This window comes from Roseovarius marisflavi (genome assembly GCF_900142625.1).
GTDB lineage: Bacteria > Pseudomonadota > Alphaproteobacteria > Rhodobacterales > Rhodobacteraceae > Roseovarius > Roseovarius marisflavi.
Genome location: NZ_FRBN01000016.1, coordinates 65160 through 82154, shown reverse-complemented (window position 1 = coordinate 82154; position 16995 = coordinate 65160). Strand labels below are relative to the sequence as shown.

Genomic DNA, 16995 nt, shown 5'->3' with positions numbered 1-16995 from the left:
TTCCGGGCAAGTTCGTCTTCATGCCCATCCCGCGCACCTCGACCGGAAAAATCCAGAAATTCGTCCTGCGCGAACAGGCACGCGATCTTGGCGCAAAGTGACATCAGGCAGACGCGCCATGCCCGCACTTTAATCAAGCCGCTCCTAGACCCAGATCTTTGCCGACGGAGGCTTTCTGATCATGTTTCATTCTATCGATCCAAATGGTTATGTCGCAGTTGTCGTTCTGGACGGGTTCTCAACTTTGAGTCTGGGTTCGATAATTGAGCCGTTTTCCCATCTGGCAAGATCGTTTCCAGAGATTGCACCGAGGTTGATCCTTGCTGGGCTGGACGGAAGGTCTGTGCGGTCAAAAAGCGGAGTGACTATCGAATGTGACGAGGACGCAGAGGCCCTGATTGAGCGCCTTGGCCGTGGGCGTACACCTGCGTCGATCATCATTTGCAGCGATACCGAGGCACGTATCGCCGAGAAGAACCGCCTTCTGTCGCTCTTGCGTCTTGCAGGCCGAAATGGCGTGTCAATCTACGGCGTAGGCGCTGCGACCTGGTTAATGGCCGAAACTGGCATCCTCAAAGGCGGCAAGGGCACAGTTCACTGGAAATCGCTTGCGGCTTTCGCGGAACAATACAGTGAAGTCTGTACTGAAGATGCGCTGTTTGTCTCAAATGGCTCGGCGGTAACTTGCGCCGGGGAACTGGCCACTCTCGACATGGTGCTGGATATGATTGGCTCGATTTCGCCGCAGGCGGCGGAGGCCACGGCAAATCAATTGCTGGTTTCGTTACCGCGGCGCGGGAATACCAGCCAACCCGGATCGCAGGCGCATCGCTTGCGGGATGTGCCCCAGATCCTCTCGGATGCGGTGCGGGTGATGGCGTACAACATCGAGTATCCTTTGCAGGCAACTGAGCTTGCTGAGATATGCGGCGTGTCTGTACGCCAGCTTGAGCGGTCGTTTCAAAACCACCTGAGCACATCGCCAATGCAGTATTATACGCAGCTGAGGCTGGAGCACGCGCATAATCTGACGATGCAGACAAACATGACCGTTATCGAGGTGGCTGTGGCCTCGGGGTTTGGCTCTTCCGGGGCACTGACCAAGAATTTCTCACGCAGGTATGGCGAGACGCCGAAGCAACGCAGACAGAATGCACGACGCCTAAGTATTGCTGAGGCGCTTTGAGGGCCTTTCTTTATCGTCATCCAAAAGCTTTGCGGATGCGGGTGGACGGCGCCAATATATAACGTAACCTGTGCCTGACGCAGTTAAGGGAACAAAAATGTATAGCATCCGGTTATTCGCTGTTCGCCACGCCCGCAGTTTTGAATGGATCTACAAATGCGTTGAACGGGTGATGGTTGCCCTTGATCCGCTGTTTTCCCGGATCGGGTACAACAGGGTCGAGCGGCCCGTTGCTCTGATCGAAAAGGGCGTAAAAACCTTGCTGTTCGATTGCAAAATGTGTGGGCAATGCGTTTTGTCGTCTACCGGTATGTCCTGCCCGATGAATTGCCCAAAGCAATTGCGCAACGGCCCCTGCGGCGGGGTGCGCGATGGCGGGTATTGCGAGGTCAAACCCGATATGAAATGCGTCTGGACGTTGGCATGGAACGGGGCCAGCCGCATGAAAGAGGGTAGGGATAAGATACGCGAGGTTCTGCCTCCGGTAGAGCACACACTCAAGGGATCGTCCTCTTGGCTGCGAGTGAGTCGTGAAAAGGCCACGCAAATTCGCCAGAGCCGTGATGCGGCGCGTGCCGCGCTCGCCGAGGCTTTCCCCGAGGCGCGCTTGCAGGAACCGGCGGCGGCCCCTCTGAGCGTTGAGCCGCCCAAGGCCACACAGGCGGAGGGCGAGCAATGATTGATTCTGGCGCGCACGGGGCCGATCTCCTTGCCTATTCCAAGCCACCCGAGGGTCACGTCTCGCACAGCAGGCTGGAGCGGGTGTTGCGCTCGGGCCGCTTTGCTGTAACGGCCGAGCTCAATCCGCCCGACAGCGCTGATGCTGCGGATGTCTTTGAGGCTGCGCAGCCCTTGGGCGAGGTGGCGGATGCGATTAACGCGACCGATGCTTCTGGCGCGAACTGCCACATGTCATCAATCGGGATATGCGCCCTGCTGACGCGCGCAGGCTATTCGCCCGTCTACCAGATCTCCTGCCGCGACCGGAACCGGATCGCGATTCAGGGTGATGTATTGGGAGCGGCGGCCTTGGGTGTGTCCAACGTCTTGTGCCTGACGGGGGATGGTGTGGGCGTCGGGGATCAACCGGGGGCGAAACCGGTCTTCGATTTCGATTCTCTCACGCTTTTGCGCACGATCCGAACCATGCGCGACAAAGGTGTGTTCCTGTCCGGACGCAAGATTACCCGTCCGCCGTTGCTGTTTCTGGGCGCGGCTGAAAATCCTTGCATTCAACCCTATGAGTGGCGGCCTGACCGGCTGATCAAGAAGATTGAGGCGGGCGCCGAGTTCATTCAGACGAATTACATCTTTGACATTCCCTTGTTCGAAAAGTTCATGGCACGGGTGCGCGACGAGGGCGCGGACAAGCGCGTGTTCATCATTGCCGGTGTTGGCCCGCTTGCGTCAGCCAAGGCCGCGCGATGGATGCGCAGCAACGTTCCGGGTATTCACATCCCTGATCATGTTATCGCGCGCATGGAGGGGGCCGCGAACCAATCGGAAGAGGGCAAGAAGATCTGCATTGAGCTCATGCAGCAGTTGCGCGAGATTGAGGGTGTAGCGGGTGTGCACATCATGGCTTATCGCCGCGAGCATCTGGTTTCCAGCATCATCCTGGAATCAGGCGTTCTGTCGGGGCGACGCTCTGCGAAAAGACGGTAAAGGTTGCATTCGTGACAGCCTCGCGGTTGTCCGATATTTTGATCTCTCAGAACGGGCTGGGTCTGTCATGGCTGGATTATGAAGTTTCCTGTTCGTTTGGACGGGTTTGGCGTGACTGAACGACACGTCCGGGGAAATCGAGAATGTCCGATCTACTGTGTATCTGTGATGTGGTCCCTGCGTCCTGAGAGGAGCAAGGACGATAGCGATTACCAGGGAACTGCTGGACGACTTTCTGAAGGGCTGTGCGCGGCCTGAATATCTGCCTGGCGATGCCGGACCAATTTCTGAGCCATGGGGATTGTGCGTTGCGGCTAGAGCCGTCGGTGCGCCGAATGCCGGTTCACAGGGCATTGAGACGCGCGGGCGGGATCACTTTCGCGACCAGATACCGCTACCTGGCATCGCTTTTTACCTTTTCCGTCGGGTTTGGACGCGACACGCTGCGCAGCACTGGCATCCGTGAAGAGGTCCGGATGATCCCAAACCGGCAAGAATGTCAGAAGCCCCCCAACCTCAGGCCCAAGATCGTCTGGACACTGTTTGCGGCCCAGCTTTAGCTTGTCCGGGCAACCGCTGGATAAATAGGTGTCGGTTTGCGATCAAAGCGCCGACCGAAGCGTCTCGGGTTTGCAGGATCCTGGGGGAGAGCGTCGATGAGATCGCGGTGAGCATCACCTGTTTGTGACCTGATCGGCATTGCGTGGGTTAAGAAAGATCGACAGGGCCATCAGGCTGAAGATGAACTCATAGGGTTCCCATTTGGTCATCATCTGCACGCTCAGGATCACGAGTGTTGCTGCAACGGTCATCAGCATGTGGCGGCTCTCGGGCACCGGAACGGCAAGCGCATCGGCGATCCGGCGCACCGCGTCAAGGCGGGTGTAAACAAGCGGCAGCACCAGAAGGTACAGCATGATCATCACCGTAAGGCCGCTGCCGAACACGGTTTTCACCAGTTTGACATCGCCCACCACCAGATTGTGCAGGTTGGTTTCCTGCTGCGCGTTGTGTTGGAGGAAAAATTCGCTCGCCTGCCTGTGAAACAGCCGAAAGCCCCACGAGATTTCCTCGCCGGAGGCGAAAAAGAACAGCAAGCCGTAAAATCCGGTCAAAAGCGCCGCCGTCACCCCGCGCCTGCCCCAGAGAGCAAAGGCATTGCGAAACAGCACCAGAGACGACAGGAACAGGCAAATTGCCGTACCCCATTCCACCGGCCCGTCCTCGGTGGCAAAGCCCAAGCGGAACGGCTCGTGCAATCCGGTGACATAATAAATCACCGTGAAAAGCAGGGTGGCATTGGCCATGCCAAAGAGAAAACTGTCGGCAACGCTAAGGCGCGAGGGCGCGTTCAGGCGGACCATGGGCAACCTCTTTTTGGCTGAAGAGGGTGACAGTCGGCCGGAGCGGGCCATGCGTGCGTCGCAGAATGAAAGGCATGGGCGGTCATGGCTGGCGGGTCTTGTCCGGGTTTTGCGGCAACAGAAAGGTCGAGGTCGCCATGAGCGCGAAGACAAGCTCATAGACCTCCCACTTGCGGGGCACGTCGAGCAGGCCGATGATCACGCTGCCGAGCACGGCAAATCCTGCATGGCGCATCCCCGGCACCGGCGCGGCAAGCCGGTCGGCCAGGGCACGGATAAAGCGCACGCGCGGGTACAACAGCGGAAACACCACCAGATAAAGCAATATCGCAACCGTGAGCGGCCCACCAAATACCGCCTGTGCCAGCCGCAAATCGCCGATCATCAGGTTATGCAGGTTGGTTTCACCCTGATAATTGTTCTGGGTGAAAAATGCACCGCTCTGCCAGCCAAAAATTCGTTGCCCCCAGGATATCTCTTCGCCCGCCGCAAAGACGAACATGGCCGCATAAAGCCCGGTCAGCGCCATCGCCCGCCATTGCCCGCGCTTGCGCAGGCTGAGCGCGTTGCGCGCCAGAACAAGGCCTGCGATCAGCAAGAACAGCGCGGTGGCGTTTTCAACAAGGTGATCCTCGGCGGCAAAGACCCTGTGGAAATAGGTCGGGTCCACCACAGCGATCACCACGCTGGCCGCCAGCGTCGTGGCGATCAGGGCCATAAGCATGCGGTCGATAGTGCCGGGGGTCATCGCCGTGCGTTCCATGCTGCTCAGGCGGCGGGCCAGGTATTGATCGCCTCGATCGCCTCTTCTGCGGTTTCGACAAAGCGGAAAAGCTCGAGATCTTCGGCGCTTATCGTGCCGGCCTCTGAAAGGGCTTCCCAATTGATGATCGAACGCCAGAACTCCTCGCCAAACAGCAGGAAGGGCACCCTGTTCATCCGATCGGTCTGAATAAGGGTCAGCGCCTCGAATGTCTCGTCCAGCGTGCCAAAGCCGCCGGGAAAGACACAGATCGCCTTGGCGCGCATCAGGAAGTGCATCTTGCGGATGGCGAAATAGTGAAAGTTGAAGCACAGGCCCGGCGTGACATACTCATTAGGCGCCTGCTCATGCGGCAGCACGATATTCAGCCCGATGGACGAGCCGCCGGCATCCGCCGCGCCGCGATTGCCGGCCTCCATCACGCCCGGGCCGCCGCCCGTGGCCACCACATATTCGCGCCCGTAGCTGGCCATGGATTTCTCGGTGACCAGCCGGGCGAATTTTCGCGCCTCATCGTAATAGCGCGATAGACCCGCGAGGGTTTTTGTGCGCGCATTGGCCTTGTCGCTCGGCTCGGGAATGCGCGAGCCGCCAAACAGGACGACGGTGCTTTCGATCCCGCGTTCGTTCAGGATCATCTCGGGCTTGAGCAACTCAAGCTGAAGCCGCACCGGGCGCAATTCGTCGCGACACATGAAGTCTTCGTCGGCAAAAGCCAGGCGATAGGCGGGCGCGCGGGTCTGTGCGGTATCCGGCACCTTTTCGGCGGTGTTACGATCAGAGCCGGCATCGCGGAACTGGCTGAGGCGGTCGTCTTTCATCAGGTGAGATCCTTGCTTGGGTCTTTCATTTCAGGCGTATAGGGTTTGCGCGATCAAGGGAAGTGACAGAGGTGTGACGCATGACACGACGGGACGAAATTTCAAAAGCCGTGATGCGGATCAGGCCCCATGTGCGGCGCACACCCGTGGGCGAGATAAACGGCTTTGGCCTGGCCTATCCCATCGAGATGAAACTTGAGCAGATGCAGCACTCCGGCAGCTTCAAGGCGCGCGGGGCGTTCAACACCTTGCTGAGTGCCGAGGTGCCAAAGGCCGGGCTTGTTGCGGCCTCGGGGGGCAATCACGGCGCGGCGGTGGCCTATGGCGCGGCGCGTCTTGGCCATAGGGCGCGGATTTATGTGCCGGACATCGCGGGCCCGGCCAAGATCGGGCTTATCCGCGAGCAGGGCGCCGACCTTGTGGTGGTGCCCGGCGCTTACGGCGAGGCCGCAGAGCGCGCCGCGCTCTATCAGGCCGAAACCGGCGCGATGCAGGTGCACCCTTACGACGCCGAAACCACGGTGATCGGGCAGGCCACGGTAATGGCTGAATGGGAAGAGCAGGGGCTTGTGGCCGATACGGTCCTGATTGCCGTGGGCGGCGGCGGGTTGATTGCCGGCGCCCTGGCCTGGCTTGGAAAAGGGCGCAAGGTGGTCGCGGTCGAGCCGGACACATCCTGCGCGCTGCACGCCGCGCTGACGGCGGGGGCGCCGGTGGATGTCGAGGTGTCGGGCGTGGCGGCCAATGCGCTTGGCGCGCGCCGGATCGGGCAGATTTGTTTCGATCTGGCGCGGGCCGAAGGGATTGAAAGCGTTCTGGTCAGCGATGCGGCCATCACCGAGGCGCAGGTGGCGCTTTGGCGCGAGATGCGGCAACTGGTGGAACCGGCGGGGGCCACGGCCTTGGCGGCGCTGATGTCGGGCGCCTATCGCCCCGCGCCCGGCGAGCGGGTGGCGGTGCTTGTCTGTGGCGGCAATATCGCACCTGATCCTTTTGGCGAGGCTTGAGCCGGGGGAACGTGCGGGATGCGCTCCGCGCGGGAGTATTTATGGAAAGATGAGAGTGCAGGGCGTGTGAAATTTCACTTGATTATTTCACGGAATCGGCGCAGCGTGAAATTAGACGAATTTTTTTCATGAGCGGGCGGCCATGCACCAAAGCGATATCAGGCAGGCGCAAAGCCTTGGGGCCGATCTTCGGGCGCTGCGCAAGGCGCGGGGGCTTACGCTTGTCGATCTGGCTGAAACGCTTGGCCGTTCGGTTGGCTGGCTCAGCCAGGTGGAACGTGATCTTTCCGAACCCTCGATCAGCGACCTGCGCCAGATTGCAGAGGCCCTTGGCGTGCCGATGTCGCTCTTGTTCGGCCATGCAAGCGCGCCGGCCGAAGAGCAGGGATATGTCGTGCGCGCAGGCGCGCGCCGCCCAATGGGATCGGGCGAAGAGGGCTTGATCGAAGAATTGCTGTCGCCCGACCTGACCGACGATTTCGAGGTCATCCACTCAACCTTTCGCCCCCGCTCGAAGATGCAAACCCCGGCAAAGCGCCCGACGCAGGAGGTTGGCTATATCATCTCGGGGCGGCTGGAGCTTGAGATCGCAGGGCGGCGGTTTACGGTCGGCCCGGGCGACAGTTTCCGCTTTCGCGGCGAGCCCTATGCCTGGGCCAATCCTTATGATGAACCGGTTGTGGCGATCTGGGTCATCGCCCCGCCGGTGTATTGAGGGGGCCAAGATGAATTGGGAAAGCTGGACGGTTTTCGCGCTGTTCTGGGCGGTGTTTGTCACCACGCCGGGGCCGAATGCGGTGAATTGCATCACCAACGGTATGACGATCGGGTTTCGCCGCGCCCTTTGGGGGGTGCTGGCGATCCTGACGCAGGCGGTGCTGTTCCTGAGCCTTTCGGCGGCGGGGATCACGGCGCTCATTGTTGCCTCGCCCGAGGCGTTTCATCTGGCCAAACTGGCCGGGGCAGGGGTGCTGATCTATCTCGGGCTTCGCGGCTGGATCATGGCCAGGCGGCCTGTCAGGGCTGACGAGCGCCCGGGCGGATCGGTCTTTTGGCGCGCCTTTGCGATTGCCACGATCAACCCCAAATCGGTGGCCGGATATCTTGCCGCCTTTAGCCAGTTCGTGCAGACAGATGTACCGATCGCAGGCCAGATGTGGGTGATATTCCCCACCGCGCTGACGCTGACCTGTCTGAGCTATGTCACCTACACCGCGCTGGGCACCGGGATTGGCCGGGCCGCACTTGGCGCGGTGTTCAACGTCTGGCTGCGCCGCAGCCTTGCGGCCTGTTTCATCATCTACGGTGTCCTTCTGGGAAGTGCCGCCACACCGGGGAGAGTGTAAATGCACCACGGATCATGCCTCTGCGGAGCGGTCAGCTTTGCCGTGACTGCGGCGCCCCAAGGCCCGTCGGTCTGTCACTGCGGGCAATGCCGCAAGCAATCGGGGCATCTGTGGGCCTCGGCCTATGTGGCCATGGCGGATTTGAGTATTTCCGGAACGGTGAAATGGTATGCGGCGAGCGCGACGGCCAAGCGCGGCTTTTGTCCAAGCTGTGGCTCGTTCCTGTTCTGGAAGGCGCATGCCGAGGACACCATGAGCTTTGCCCTGGGTGCGCTTGATGGCCCCACCGGCATCACGGTCGAGAAGCATATCTTTGTCGCCGACAAGGGCGACTATTACGACATCGCGGACGGCGTGCCGCAAAAAGACTGAGAGGGAGAGACAAATGGCGGATTTTCCAACGACGGCGCGGGTTGTCATCATTGGCGGTGGGGCGGTGGGCACCTCGGCGCTTTATCATCTGGCCAAGGTCGGCTGGAGCGATTGCGTTCTGCTTGAAAAGAACGAGCTGACCGCCGGCAGCACCTGGCATGCGGCGGGCAATGTGCCGACGTTTTCGACCTCGTGGTCGGTGATGAACATGCAGCGCTATTCGACCGAACTTTATGCCCGCCTTGGGGCCGAGGTCGATTATCCGATGAATTACCACCAGTCCGGATCGATCCGCCTTGCGCATTCAAAGGAGCGGATGCAGGAGTTTGAGCGCGCCAAGGGCATGGGTCTTTATCAGGGCATGGACCTGGAGATCATGGCCGCCGACGAGATCAAGGCGCGCTATCCCTTTATCGAGACCCACGATTTGCAGGGCGCCCTCTATGATCCCAATGATGGCGACATCGACCCCGCCCAGCTGACGCAGGCATTGGCCAAGGGCGCGCGCGACATGGGGGCGCAAATCCTGCGCTTTACGCCCGCCACCGGCGTTCGGCGCGAAAAGGGCGAATGGGTGGTCGAGACCGAAAAGGGCGAGATCCGCTGTGAATACGTGGTTAATGCCGCGGGCTATTACGCGCAGCGCGTCGGCGAATGGTTCAAGCCTTACGGCGGGCGCACCGTGCCGATGATGGTGATGAGCCATCAATACATGCTGACCGATGAAATCCCCGAGCTTGAGGCCTGGAGCCGCGAGGCCGGTCACAAGCTTCCACTGCTGCGCGATGTGGACAGCTCTTATTATCTGCGCCAGGAAAAATACGGTCTTAACCTTGGTCCTTACGAGCGGAACTGCAAGGCCCATTGGGTACAGCCAAGTGATCCGATGCCCGAGGATTTCAGCTTTCAGCTTTACCCTGACGATCTGGAGCGGCTGGAATGGTATATCGAGGATGCCATGGCACGCGTGCCTTTGCTCGGCACAGGCGGCGTCAACAAGGTGATCAACGGGCCTATTCCTTACGCGCCTGATGGGATGCCTCTGCTTGGGCCGATGCCGGGGGTTCCGAATGCCTTCGAGGCCTGCGTTTTCACTTTTGGCATCGCTCAGGGCGGCGGGGCCGGCAAGGTGCTGGCCGAGTGGATCACCGAAGGCCAGACCGAGTGGGATATGTGGAGCTGTGACCCGCGCCGCTATACCGATTATACCGACGCTGATTACTGCATCCAGAAGGGGATGGAGGTTTACGGCCACGAATATGCCATGCATTTCCCCTGGCACGAATGGCCCGCTGGCCGTGACAAGAAGCTCTCGCCGGTGCATGCGCGCGTCAAGGAGTTGGGCGGCGTGATGGGCGCCTATAACGGCTGGGAGCGGGCGAATTGGTTTGCCAAACCCGGCGATGATACCTCCGAGGAAAGCACCCATACTTGGAACCGCGAGGGGCCCTGGTCGGCGCGCATTCGCGAAGAATGCGAGGCGGTGCGCGACGGCTGTGGCGTGCTTGATCTGCCCGGCTTTACGAGGCTTTGGATCGAGGGGACTGGCGCCGACGACTGGCTGCGCGGCTTTGTGACTGGTGGCTTGCCGCGCGTCGGGCGGATGAACCTTGTCTATGTGGCCGACACGCGCGGTCGGGTTCTGACCGAGTTTTCCTGCATCCGCCTCGCCGAGGATAGTTTCGTTCTGATCACTGCCGCCACGGCGCAATGGCATGACGGCGAATTGGTGCGCAACGCCTTGCCCGAGGGGCTGAGCCTGCGCGAAACGACCACCGAGCGCGACGCGCTTTTGGTGGCCGGACCGATGTCACGCGACATTCTGAGCGGTTTGACTGATGCAGACCTTGGCGCGCCCTGGCTGAGCCATCAGCATTGCATGGTGGCCGGGCAAAAGGCGTTTCTGGTCAGGGTCAGTTTCACCGGCGAACTTGGCTGGGAAGTGCATGCCGAAAATGCCGCGATCCCGGCGATTTATGACGCCCTGCTTGGGGCGGGCGCAAAACCCTTCGGGATGTATGCGCTCAATTCCCTGCGCATGGAAAAAGGCTATCGCGCGTGGAAAGGCGACCTCAGCACCGATTATTCGATGCTGGAGGCCGGGCTTGAACGCTTTGTGAAATTCGACAAACCACAGGAGTTCAACGGCAAGGCGGCGCTTCTGGCCGAGAAACAGGCGGGCCGCAAAAAGGCCTTTGTCACGCTGATCGTTGACGCCAAAGAGGCCGACGCGCCCTATATGTCGACGCTCTGGCATGACGGCGCAATTGTCGGCGAAACCACCAGCGGCGCCTGGGGATATCGGGTGAATGCCTCTGTGGCCTTGGGAATGATCCGTGCCGATCTCGCTGTGCCGGGCACCGAGATCGAGGTGGAAATCTATGGCGAACGCTGCCGCGCCGTGGTGCAGGCCGACGCGCCGCTCTGGGATCCGGAAAACGCGCGGCTCAGGGCATGACTGTGCCCGCCACCATGTCTGGCGTGACCCTGACCCGCCACGGCGGGCCAGAGGCGCTGGACTGGCGCGACGACTTGCCGGTGCCGGTGCCGGTGCCGGGGGCGGGGCAGGTTTTGGTCAAGGTGCTGGCGGCGGGGGTCAATAATACCGATATCAACACCCGCGTCGGCTGGTACGCGCCCGAGGTGACCGGCGCCACCCGCGAGACCGGCGATGAGGTCGAGGCTGGTGGTTGGTCCGGGGCGCTCAACTTTCCGCTGATACAAGGCGGTGATCTCTGTGGACGTGTTGTGGCCGTTGGCCCGGATGTGCGTGAATTCAAACCCGGCCAGCGGGTGACCTGTCCGATCAACCAGCCGCGCCCCACGGCGGAAAACCCCTTTGGCTTCATCGCTTTGGGGTCGGAGTATGACGGTGCTTTTGCCGAATACTGTCTGGTCTTCGCGCGTGATCTTTACGACGTGACGGGCTCGCCGCTGAGCGATGTCGAAATCGCCGCCATCCCCTGCGCCTTTGGTACCGCTGCGGGGCTATTGCACCGCGCGGGGCTTGCGCCCGGCATGGAGGTGCTGATTACCGGCGCCTCGGGCGGGGTCGGTCTGGCGGCCGTGCAACTCGCGGCGAAAATGGGCGCAGAGGTGACCGGCATCGCCTCAGCGGCCAAGGCCGACACGGTTCGCTCTCAGGGGGCCACGGCGGTGATCGAGCGCGGCGCGGCGCTGCCTGAAAACCGGTTCGATTGCGTGATCGACGTGGTCGCGGGCGATATCTGGCCCGCGCTGATCGAGGCACTCAAACCTGGCGGGCATTACGCCGTGGCGGGGGCGATCGGCGGCCCGATGGTGACGGCCGACCTGCGCCGCATCTACCTGCGCGACATCACGATCCACGGCTGTACCTTTCAACCGCCCACCGTCTTTGCCGACCTGATGGCCCGCGTCAATGCCGGTCAGCTTCGCCCTTTGATATCAAAGACTTATCCGATGACCGAGATCAGGGAGGCGCAGGCCGATTTTCAGAGCAAACGCTATGCCGGCAAGCTGGTTCTGCTGCCCCCCAAGGAGGTATCCGATGCCACTGAATGACACCGCCAAGGCGCTGATCGCCCGCTTTCCACTCGGTTTCGTGGCCACGGTCACGCCCGAGGGCTGGCCCGCAGTCTCGCCCAAGGGCACCTTTCTGGTGCTGGACGACGACACCATCGGCTTTGGTGAAATCCGCTCGCCGGGGACGATGCGCAATCTGGCACAGCTGGCACAGACCGAGGTGAATTTCATCGACCAGTGGACGCGCAAGGGCATCCGGGTGCGCGGCACCACACGGGTCGTTACGCCGGGGGGCGAATTTGACGCGCTTATCGGCAAATGGCGCGCGGTCTGGGGTGATTTGGCGGAGCGGATAAATGCGCTGGTCCTGATCCGCGCAGAGCATGTAAAGCCAATGACGACACCGCCCTATGACGACGGGGTAAGCGAGGCCGACATGATCGCGCTCTACAAACAGAAATTCTCGGAGATTTACCCATGACCGCAATCACCCTTCTGGACGGCTCTATCGGACAGGAACTCGTCAAACGCTCAGGCGACCGGGCGACACCGCTCTGGTCGACGCAGGTGATGATCGAACACCCCGGTCTGGTGCGCGAAGTGCATGACAATTACTTTGCCGTCGGCGCCAGCGTCGCTACGACCAATACCTATGCGGTGCTGCGCGACCGGCTGGCGCGGGTTGGCCTGCAAGACAAGGTCGGCGAGCTGATGGATGCCGCGATCACCGCCGCCTGCGCGGCGCGCGACGCCCATGGCAGTGGCCGTGTCGCGGGTGCGCTTGGGCCGCTCATTGCCTCTTACCGCCCGGACATCTGCCCCCCCGCCGAACAAGCCGCAGTGCTCTACGCCGAGCCGGTGCAGATGCTGGCCGGGCGGGTCGATCTCTTGCTGATTGAAACGATGTCCTCTGTCGATCAGGCCGAAGGTGCTTTGCGCGCGGCTATGGGCCAGGGCGTGCCGGTCTGGCTTGCGGTGTCGGTTATGGACGAGGACGGCACCCGCCTGCGCTCGGGCGAGCCGCTTGGCGATCTTGCCCCGGTGGTGGCGCGTCATGCGCCGGATGCGGTGCTGATCAACTGCACCCGCCCCGAGGCGGTTGCCCCCGGCCTCGAGATCATCGCGGGCTTGGGCAAACCTTTCGGCGCCTATTCCAACGGCTTCACCCGTATCACCGATGGCTTCCTGCAAGACGCCCCGACCGTCGATGCCCTCGAACAGCGGGTCGACATGCCCCCCGCCGCCTACGCCGATATCGCCATGGGCTGGCTTGATCAGGGGGCCACGATCCTGGGTGGCTGCTGCGAGATTGGCCCCGATCACATCGCCGAACTGGCGCGACGCATCACCGGGGCGGGCCACACGATTGTCTGACCTGCGCCCTTCTTCTTGGCCCAAATACTCAAGCGCGAGGGGCGCAGCCCCTCGCGCCGGTCGGACGCGTCAGCATCCGATACCCAGACACTCCAGAACGCGAGGCTGATTATGAATGACATTCCCCAAAAGGCCCGTGTGGTCATTATCGGTGGCGGCGTGGTGGGCTGTTCGGTGGCCTATCACCTGACCAAGCTGGGCTGGCAGGATGTTGTCCTGCTGGAACGCAAACAGTTGACCTCGGGCACCACGTGGCACGCGGCCGGCCTGATCGCACAGCTGCGCGCGACGGCGAACATGACCCGGCTGGCGAAGTACAGTCAGGAACTCTACGGCGCGCTGGAAGAGGAAACCGGCGTCGCCACCGGCTTCAAGCGGGTCGGCTCGATCACCGTTGCCCTGACCGAAGAGCGGCGCGAGGAAATCTTTCGCTCCGCCGCCATGGCCCGCGCCTTTGGTGTCTATGTCGAAGAGATCACCCCCGCCGAGGTCAAGGCGAAATACCCCCATCTCAACACCGATGACGTGGTGGCCGGGGTCTATCTCGACAAGGATGGCCAGGGCGACCCGGCCAATATCGCGCTCGCTCTGGCCAAGGGCGCGCGGATGCGTGGCGCCCTGATCAAGGAGCGTGTCAAGGTCACCGGGCTTGCGCGCAAGGGCCGCCGGGTGACCGGCGTAGACTGGGCTGCGGAAGACGGCAACGCGGGCCATATCGAGGCGGACATGATCGTCAATTGCGCGGGCATGTGGGGCCACGAAGTGGGGCGCATGGCAGGCATCAACGTGCCGCTTCAGGCCTGCGAGCATTTTTATATCGTCAGCGAACCGATTGCCGGCCTGACCCAATTGCCGGTCCTGCGGGTGCCCGATGAATGTGCCTATTACAAGGAAGACGCGGGCAAGATGATGCTTGGCGCCTTCGAGCCGAACGCCAAACCCTGGGGCATGGCGGGCATTCCCGACAGCTTTGAATTCGATCAGCTGCCCGAGGATTTCGACCACTTCGAGCCGATCCTGGAATGGGCCGTCAATCGCATGCCGATGCTGGGCGAGGCGGGGATTCACACGTTCTTCAACGGCCCCGAAAGCTTTACCCCCGACGATGCCTATCACCTTGGCCTCGCGCCCGAGATGGATAACGTCTGGGTCGCGGCCGGGTTCAACTCGATCGGCATCCAATCGGCGGGCGGCGCGGGCATGGCGCTTGCCCAATGGATGGAGGATGGCGCGAAACCCTTTGATCTTGGCGATGTCGATATTTCCCGGATGCAGCCCTTTCAGGGCAACAAGCGCTATCTCTTTGAACGCTCAAAAGAAACGCTGGGGCTGCTTTATGCCGATCACTTCCCTTATCGCCAGAAGGCCACAGCGCGCGGTGTGCGGCGCACGCCGTTTCACGCCCAGCTTCTGGATCATGGCGCGGTGATGGGCGAGCTTGCGGGATGGGAGCGCGCCAACTGGTTCGCCAATCCCGGTCAGGAGCGCGAGTACGCCTATTCCTGGAAGCGCCAGAACTGGTTTGACAACGCCGCCGCCGAGCACCGCGCGATCCGCACCGGGGTGGGGATGTATGACATGTCGTCTTTCGGCAAGCTGCGGGTTGAGGGGCGCGACGCGGAAGGATTTCTCAACCATGTCTGCGGCGCCGAGATGTCGGTGCCGGTGGGGCGGATTGTCTATACCCAATTCCTGAATGCGCGCGGCGGGATCGAGGCCGATGTGACCGTGACCCGGCTCACGGAAACCGCCTATCTTGTGGTCACCCCGGCGGCCACGCGGCTGGCGGACGAAACATGGCTGCGCCGTCATCTTGGCGAGCGCGCGGTGGTGATCACCGACGTTACGGCGGGCGAGGGCGTTTTGGCGGTGATGGGGCCCAGGGCGCGCGATCTGCTCGCGTCGGTGTCGCCCAATGATTTCAGCAATGCCACCAACCCCTTTGGCACCGCACAGGACATCGAGCTTGGCCTCGGCCTCGCGCGGGTGCACCGGGTGTCTTATGTGGGCGAGCTTGGCTGGGAAATCTACGTCAGCGCCGACATGGCCGCGCATGCCTTTGAAACGCTTTACGAGGCCGGGCAGGATCATGGTGTCAGGCTCTGCGGCATGCATATGATGGACAGTTGCAGGATCGAAAAAGGCTTTCGCCATTTCGGCCATGACATCACCTGCGAGGATCATGTGCTTGAGGCCGGGCTTGGCTTTGCGGTCAAGACCGACAAGCCCGATTTCATTGGCCGAGACGCAGTGTTGCGCAAGCGCGAGAGCGGGCTTGATCGCCGCCTTGTGCAATTCCGCCTGAGCGACCCCGACCCGATGCTTTACCACAACGAGCCGGTGTTGCGCGATGGTCGGATCGTCGGCTTTCTCAGCTCTGGTGCCTATGGCCATCACCTTGGCGGGGCTATGGGGCTTGGCTATGTGCCCTGCGCGGGCGAAAGCGCGGCGGATGTGCTGGCGTCAAGCTACGAGATTGACGTGGCGGGCACACGGGTGCGCGCCGAGGCCAGCCTCAAGCCGATGTATGACCCCAAATCCGAGCGCGTGAAGGTCTGAGCCGCAGGCCGGAGCGCTCAGGGAAAAGGCAAGATGCCTCCGGCGGGAGTATTTTGAGAAAGATGAAAGGGGCGATGCAGGGTGCGTATTTGTGAGCAGTTGCATTGATCCTGTTCCGGCTTGCGCATATAGCCGGGACAACCTGTTTGTGAAACCCGAGGATCAGATCATGTCGAACGCACAACTCGAAACTGCCATCGAAGCCGCCTGGGAGGCGCGCGACACCATCACCCCGAGCACCGGCGGCGAAACCCGCGAGGCCATCGAGGCCACGCTGAACGCGCTCGATAGTGGCACGCTGCGCGTCGCCGAGCGCCAGGCAAGTGGCAACTGGCATGTCAATCAATGGGCCAAGAAGGCCGTTCTGCTTGGCTTCCGCATCAAGGATATGGAGCAGCATGACAACGGCCCGCAGGGCGGCGGCTGGTGGGACAAGGTCGACAGCAAGTTCAAGGGCTGGGGCGACAACCAGTGGAAAACGGCCGGCTTTCGTGCCGTTCCGAACTGTATCGTGCGCAAATCGGCCTTTATCGCGCCGGGCGTGGTGCTGATGCCGTCCTTTGTGAACCTCGGCGCCTATGTGGATGAGGGCACCATGGTGGATACATGGGCCACTGTCGGCTCTTGCGCGCAGATCGGCAAGAACGTGCACCTGTCGGGCGGCGTCGGTATCGGCGGCGTGCTTGAACCGATGCAGGCGGGGCCGACGATCATCGAGGACAACTGTTTTATCGGCGCGCGCTCCGAGGTGGTCGAGGGCTGTATCGTGCGCGAAGGTTCGGTTCTGGGCATGGGCGTGTTCATCGGCAAGTCGACCAAGATCGTCGATCGCGAAACCGGCGAAGTCAGCTATGGCGAAGTCCCGGCAGGCTCGGTCGTGGTGGCCGGCTCGATGCCGAGCAAGAACGGTATCAACCTCTATTGCGCCGTGATCGTCAAGAGGGTCGATGCGCAGACCCGCTCGAAAACCTCGATCAACGAGCTGTTGCGCGACTGAAGCCTTCAGGATTTTCGCGAACCAAAGCGCCCCTTTC

16 protein-coding genes are annotated in these 16995 nt (G+C 61.6%); 13 read left to right on the top strand and 3 right to left on the bottom strand.

Going from position 1 to position 16995, the window contains the following annotated elements:
- The first annotated feature begins 181 nt into the window (after positions 1-181).
- The 3 genes from BUB78_RS13950 to BUB78_RS13940 all read left to right on the top strand — a co-directional run bounded on the left by BUB78_RS13950 (position 182) and on the right by BUB78_RS13940 (position 2851).
- Positions 182-1186 carry a GlxA family transcriptional regulator gene (locus BUB78_RS13950; RefSeq protein ID WP_073198952.1) on the top strand — a complete coding sequence of 335 codons (1005 nt, stop codon included), beginning with the start codon at positions 182-184 and terminating at the stop codon, positions 1184-1186.
- Between the two features lie 97 nt (positions 1187-1283).
- Complete coding sequence (locus BUB78_RS13945; protein WP_073198950.1) at positions 1284-1865, top strand: methylenetetrahydrofolate reductase C-terminal domain-containing protein; 582 nt, start codon at positions 1284-1286, stop codon at positions 1863-1865.
- The gene (locus BUB78_RS13940) at positions 1862-2851 is read left to right on the top strand and encodes a methylenetetrahydrofolate reductase (RefSeq protein ID WP_073198948.1); all 990 of its coding nucleotides are present in this window, start codon (positions 1862-1864) and stop codon (positions 2849-2851) included. The genes BUB78_RS13945 and BUB78_RS13940 overlap by 4 nt, the downstream gene beginning before the upstream one ends.
- Positions 2852-3525: 674 nt before the next feature.
- Here BUB78_RS13940 and BUB78_RS13930 read toward each other — a convergent pair.
- The 3 genes from BUB78_RS13930 to BUB78_RS13920 all read right to left on the bottom strand — a co-directional run bounded on the left by BUB78_RS13930 (position 3526) and on the right by BUB78_RS13920 (position 5799).
- The gene (locus BUB78_RS13930) at positions 3526-4215 is read right to left on the bottom strand and encodes a hypothetical protein (protein ID WP_073198944.1); all 690 of its coding nucleotides are present in this window, start codon (positions 4213-4215) and stop codon (positions 3526-3528) included.
- Between the two features lie 82 nt (positions 4216-4297).
- On the bottom strand, positions 4298-4978 hold the full coding sequence (locus tag BUB78_RS13925; RefSeq protein ID WP_073198942.1) for a hypothetical protein: 681 nt from the start codon (positions 4976-4978) through the stop codon (positions 4298-4300).
- Positions 4979-4983: 5 nt separating this feature from the next.
- A complete protein-coding gene (locus BUB78_RS13920) occupies positions 4984-5799 on the bottom strand; it encodes an LOG family protein (RefSeq protein WP_073198940.1) in 816 nt (271 codons plus the stop codon).
- A gap of 80 nt (positions 5800-5879) precedes the next feature.
- On the opposite strand from BUB78_RS13920, the gene BUB78_RS13915 reads away from it, so the two are divergent.
- The 10 genes from BUB78_RS13915 (at position 5880) to dapD (ending at position 16958) form a co-directional block, all read left to right on the top strand.
- Positions 5880-6806 (top strand): threonine/serine dehydratase, encoded by a 927-nt coding sequence (locus BUB78_RS13915; protein ID WP_073198938.1) that lies wholly within the window; start codon positions 5880-5882, stop codon positions 6804-6806.
- Between the two features lie 142 nt (positions 6807-6948).
- On the top strand, positions 6949-7521 hold the full coding sequence (locus BUB78_RS13910; RefSeq protein ID WP_073198936.1) for a helix-turn-helix domain-containing protein: 573 nt from the start codon (positions 6949-6951) through the stop codon (positions 7519-7521).
- Between the two features lie 10 nt (positions 7522-7531).
- The gene (locus BUB78_RS13905) at positions 7532-8152 is read left to right on the top strand and encodes a LysE family translocator (protein WP_073198935.1); all 621 of its coding nucleotides are present in this window, start codon (positions 7532-7534) and stop codon (positions 8150-8152) included.
- The gene (locus BUB78_RS13900; protein WP_073198933.1) at positions 8153-8524 is read left to right on the top strand and encodes a GFA family protein; all 372 of its coding nucleotides are present in this window, start codon (positions 8153-8155) and stop codon (positions 8522-8524) included. It abuts the gene before it with no gap.
- Positions 8525-8537: 13 nt separating this feature from the next.
- Positions 8538-10982, top strand: coding sequence for a GcvT family protein (locus BUB78_RS13895; RefSeq protein ID WP_073198931.1), 2445 nt, complete (start codon positions 8538-8540; stop codon positions 10980-10982).
- Positions 10979-12067, top strand: a complete 1089-nt coding sequence (locus BUB78_RS13890; RefSeq protein WP_073198929.1) for an alcohol dehydrogenase catalytic domain-containing protein — start codon at positions 10979-10981, stop codon at positions 12065-12067. The genes BUB78_RS13895 and BUB78_RS13890 overlap by 4 nt, the downstream gene beginning before the upstream one ends.
- Positions 12054-12509 (top strand): pyridoxamine 5'-phosphate oxidase family protein, encoded by a 456-nt coding sequence (locus tag BUB78_RS13885; protein WP_073198927.1) that lies wholly within the window; start codon positions 12054-12056, stop codon positions 12507-12509. The genes BUB78_RS13890 and BUB78_RS13885 overlap by 14 nt, the downstream gene beginning before the upstream one ends.
- Positions 12506-13402: a homocysteine S-methyltransferase family protein gene (locus BUB78_RS13880; protein WP_073198925.1), complete on the top strand. Its 897-nt coding sequence runs from the start codon at positions 12506-12508 to the stop codon at positions 13400-13402. Before BUB78_RS13885 ends, BUB78_RS13880 begins: the two co-directional genes overlap by 4 nt.
- Positions 13403-13513: 111 nt before the next feature.
- A complete protein-coding gene (locus tag BUB78_RS13875) occupies positions 13514-15961 on the top strand; it encodes a GcvT family protein (protein WP_073198923.1) in 2448 nt (815 codons plus the stop codon).
- 169 nt (positions 15962-16130) lie between these two features.
- On the top strand, positions 16131-16958 hold the full coding sequence (gene dapD / locus BUB78_RS13870) for a 2,3,4,5-tetrahydropyridine-2,6-dicarboxylate N-succinyltransferase (protein ID WP_073198969.1): 828 nt from the start codon (positions 16131-16133) through the stop codon (positions 16956-16958).
- Positions 16959-16995: the final 37 nt, after the last annotated feature.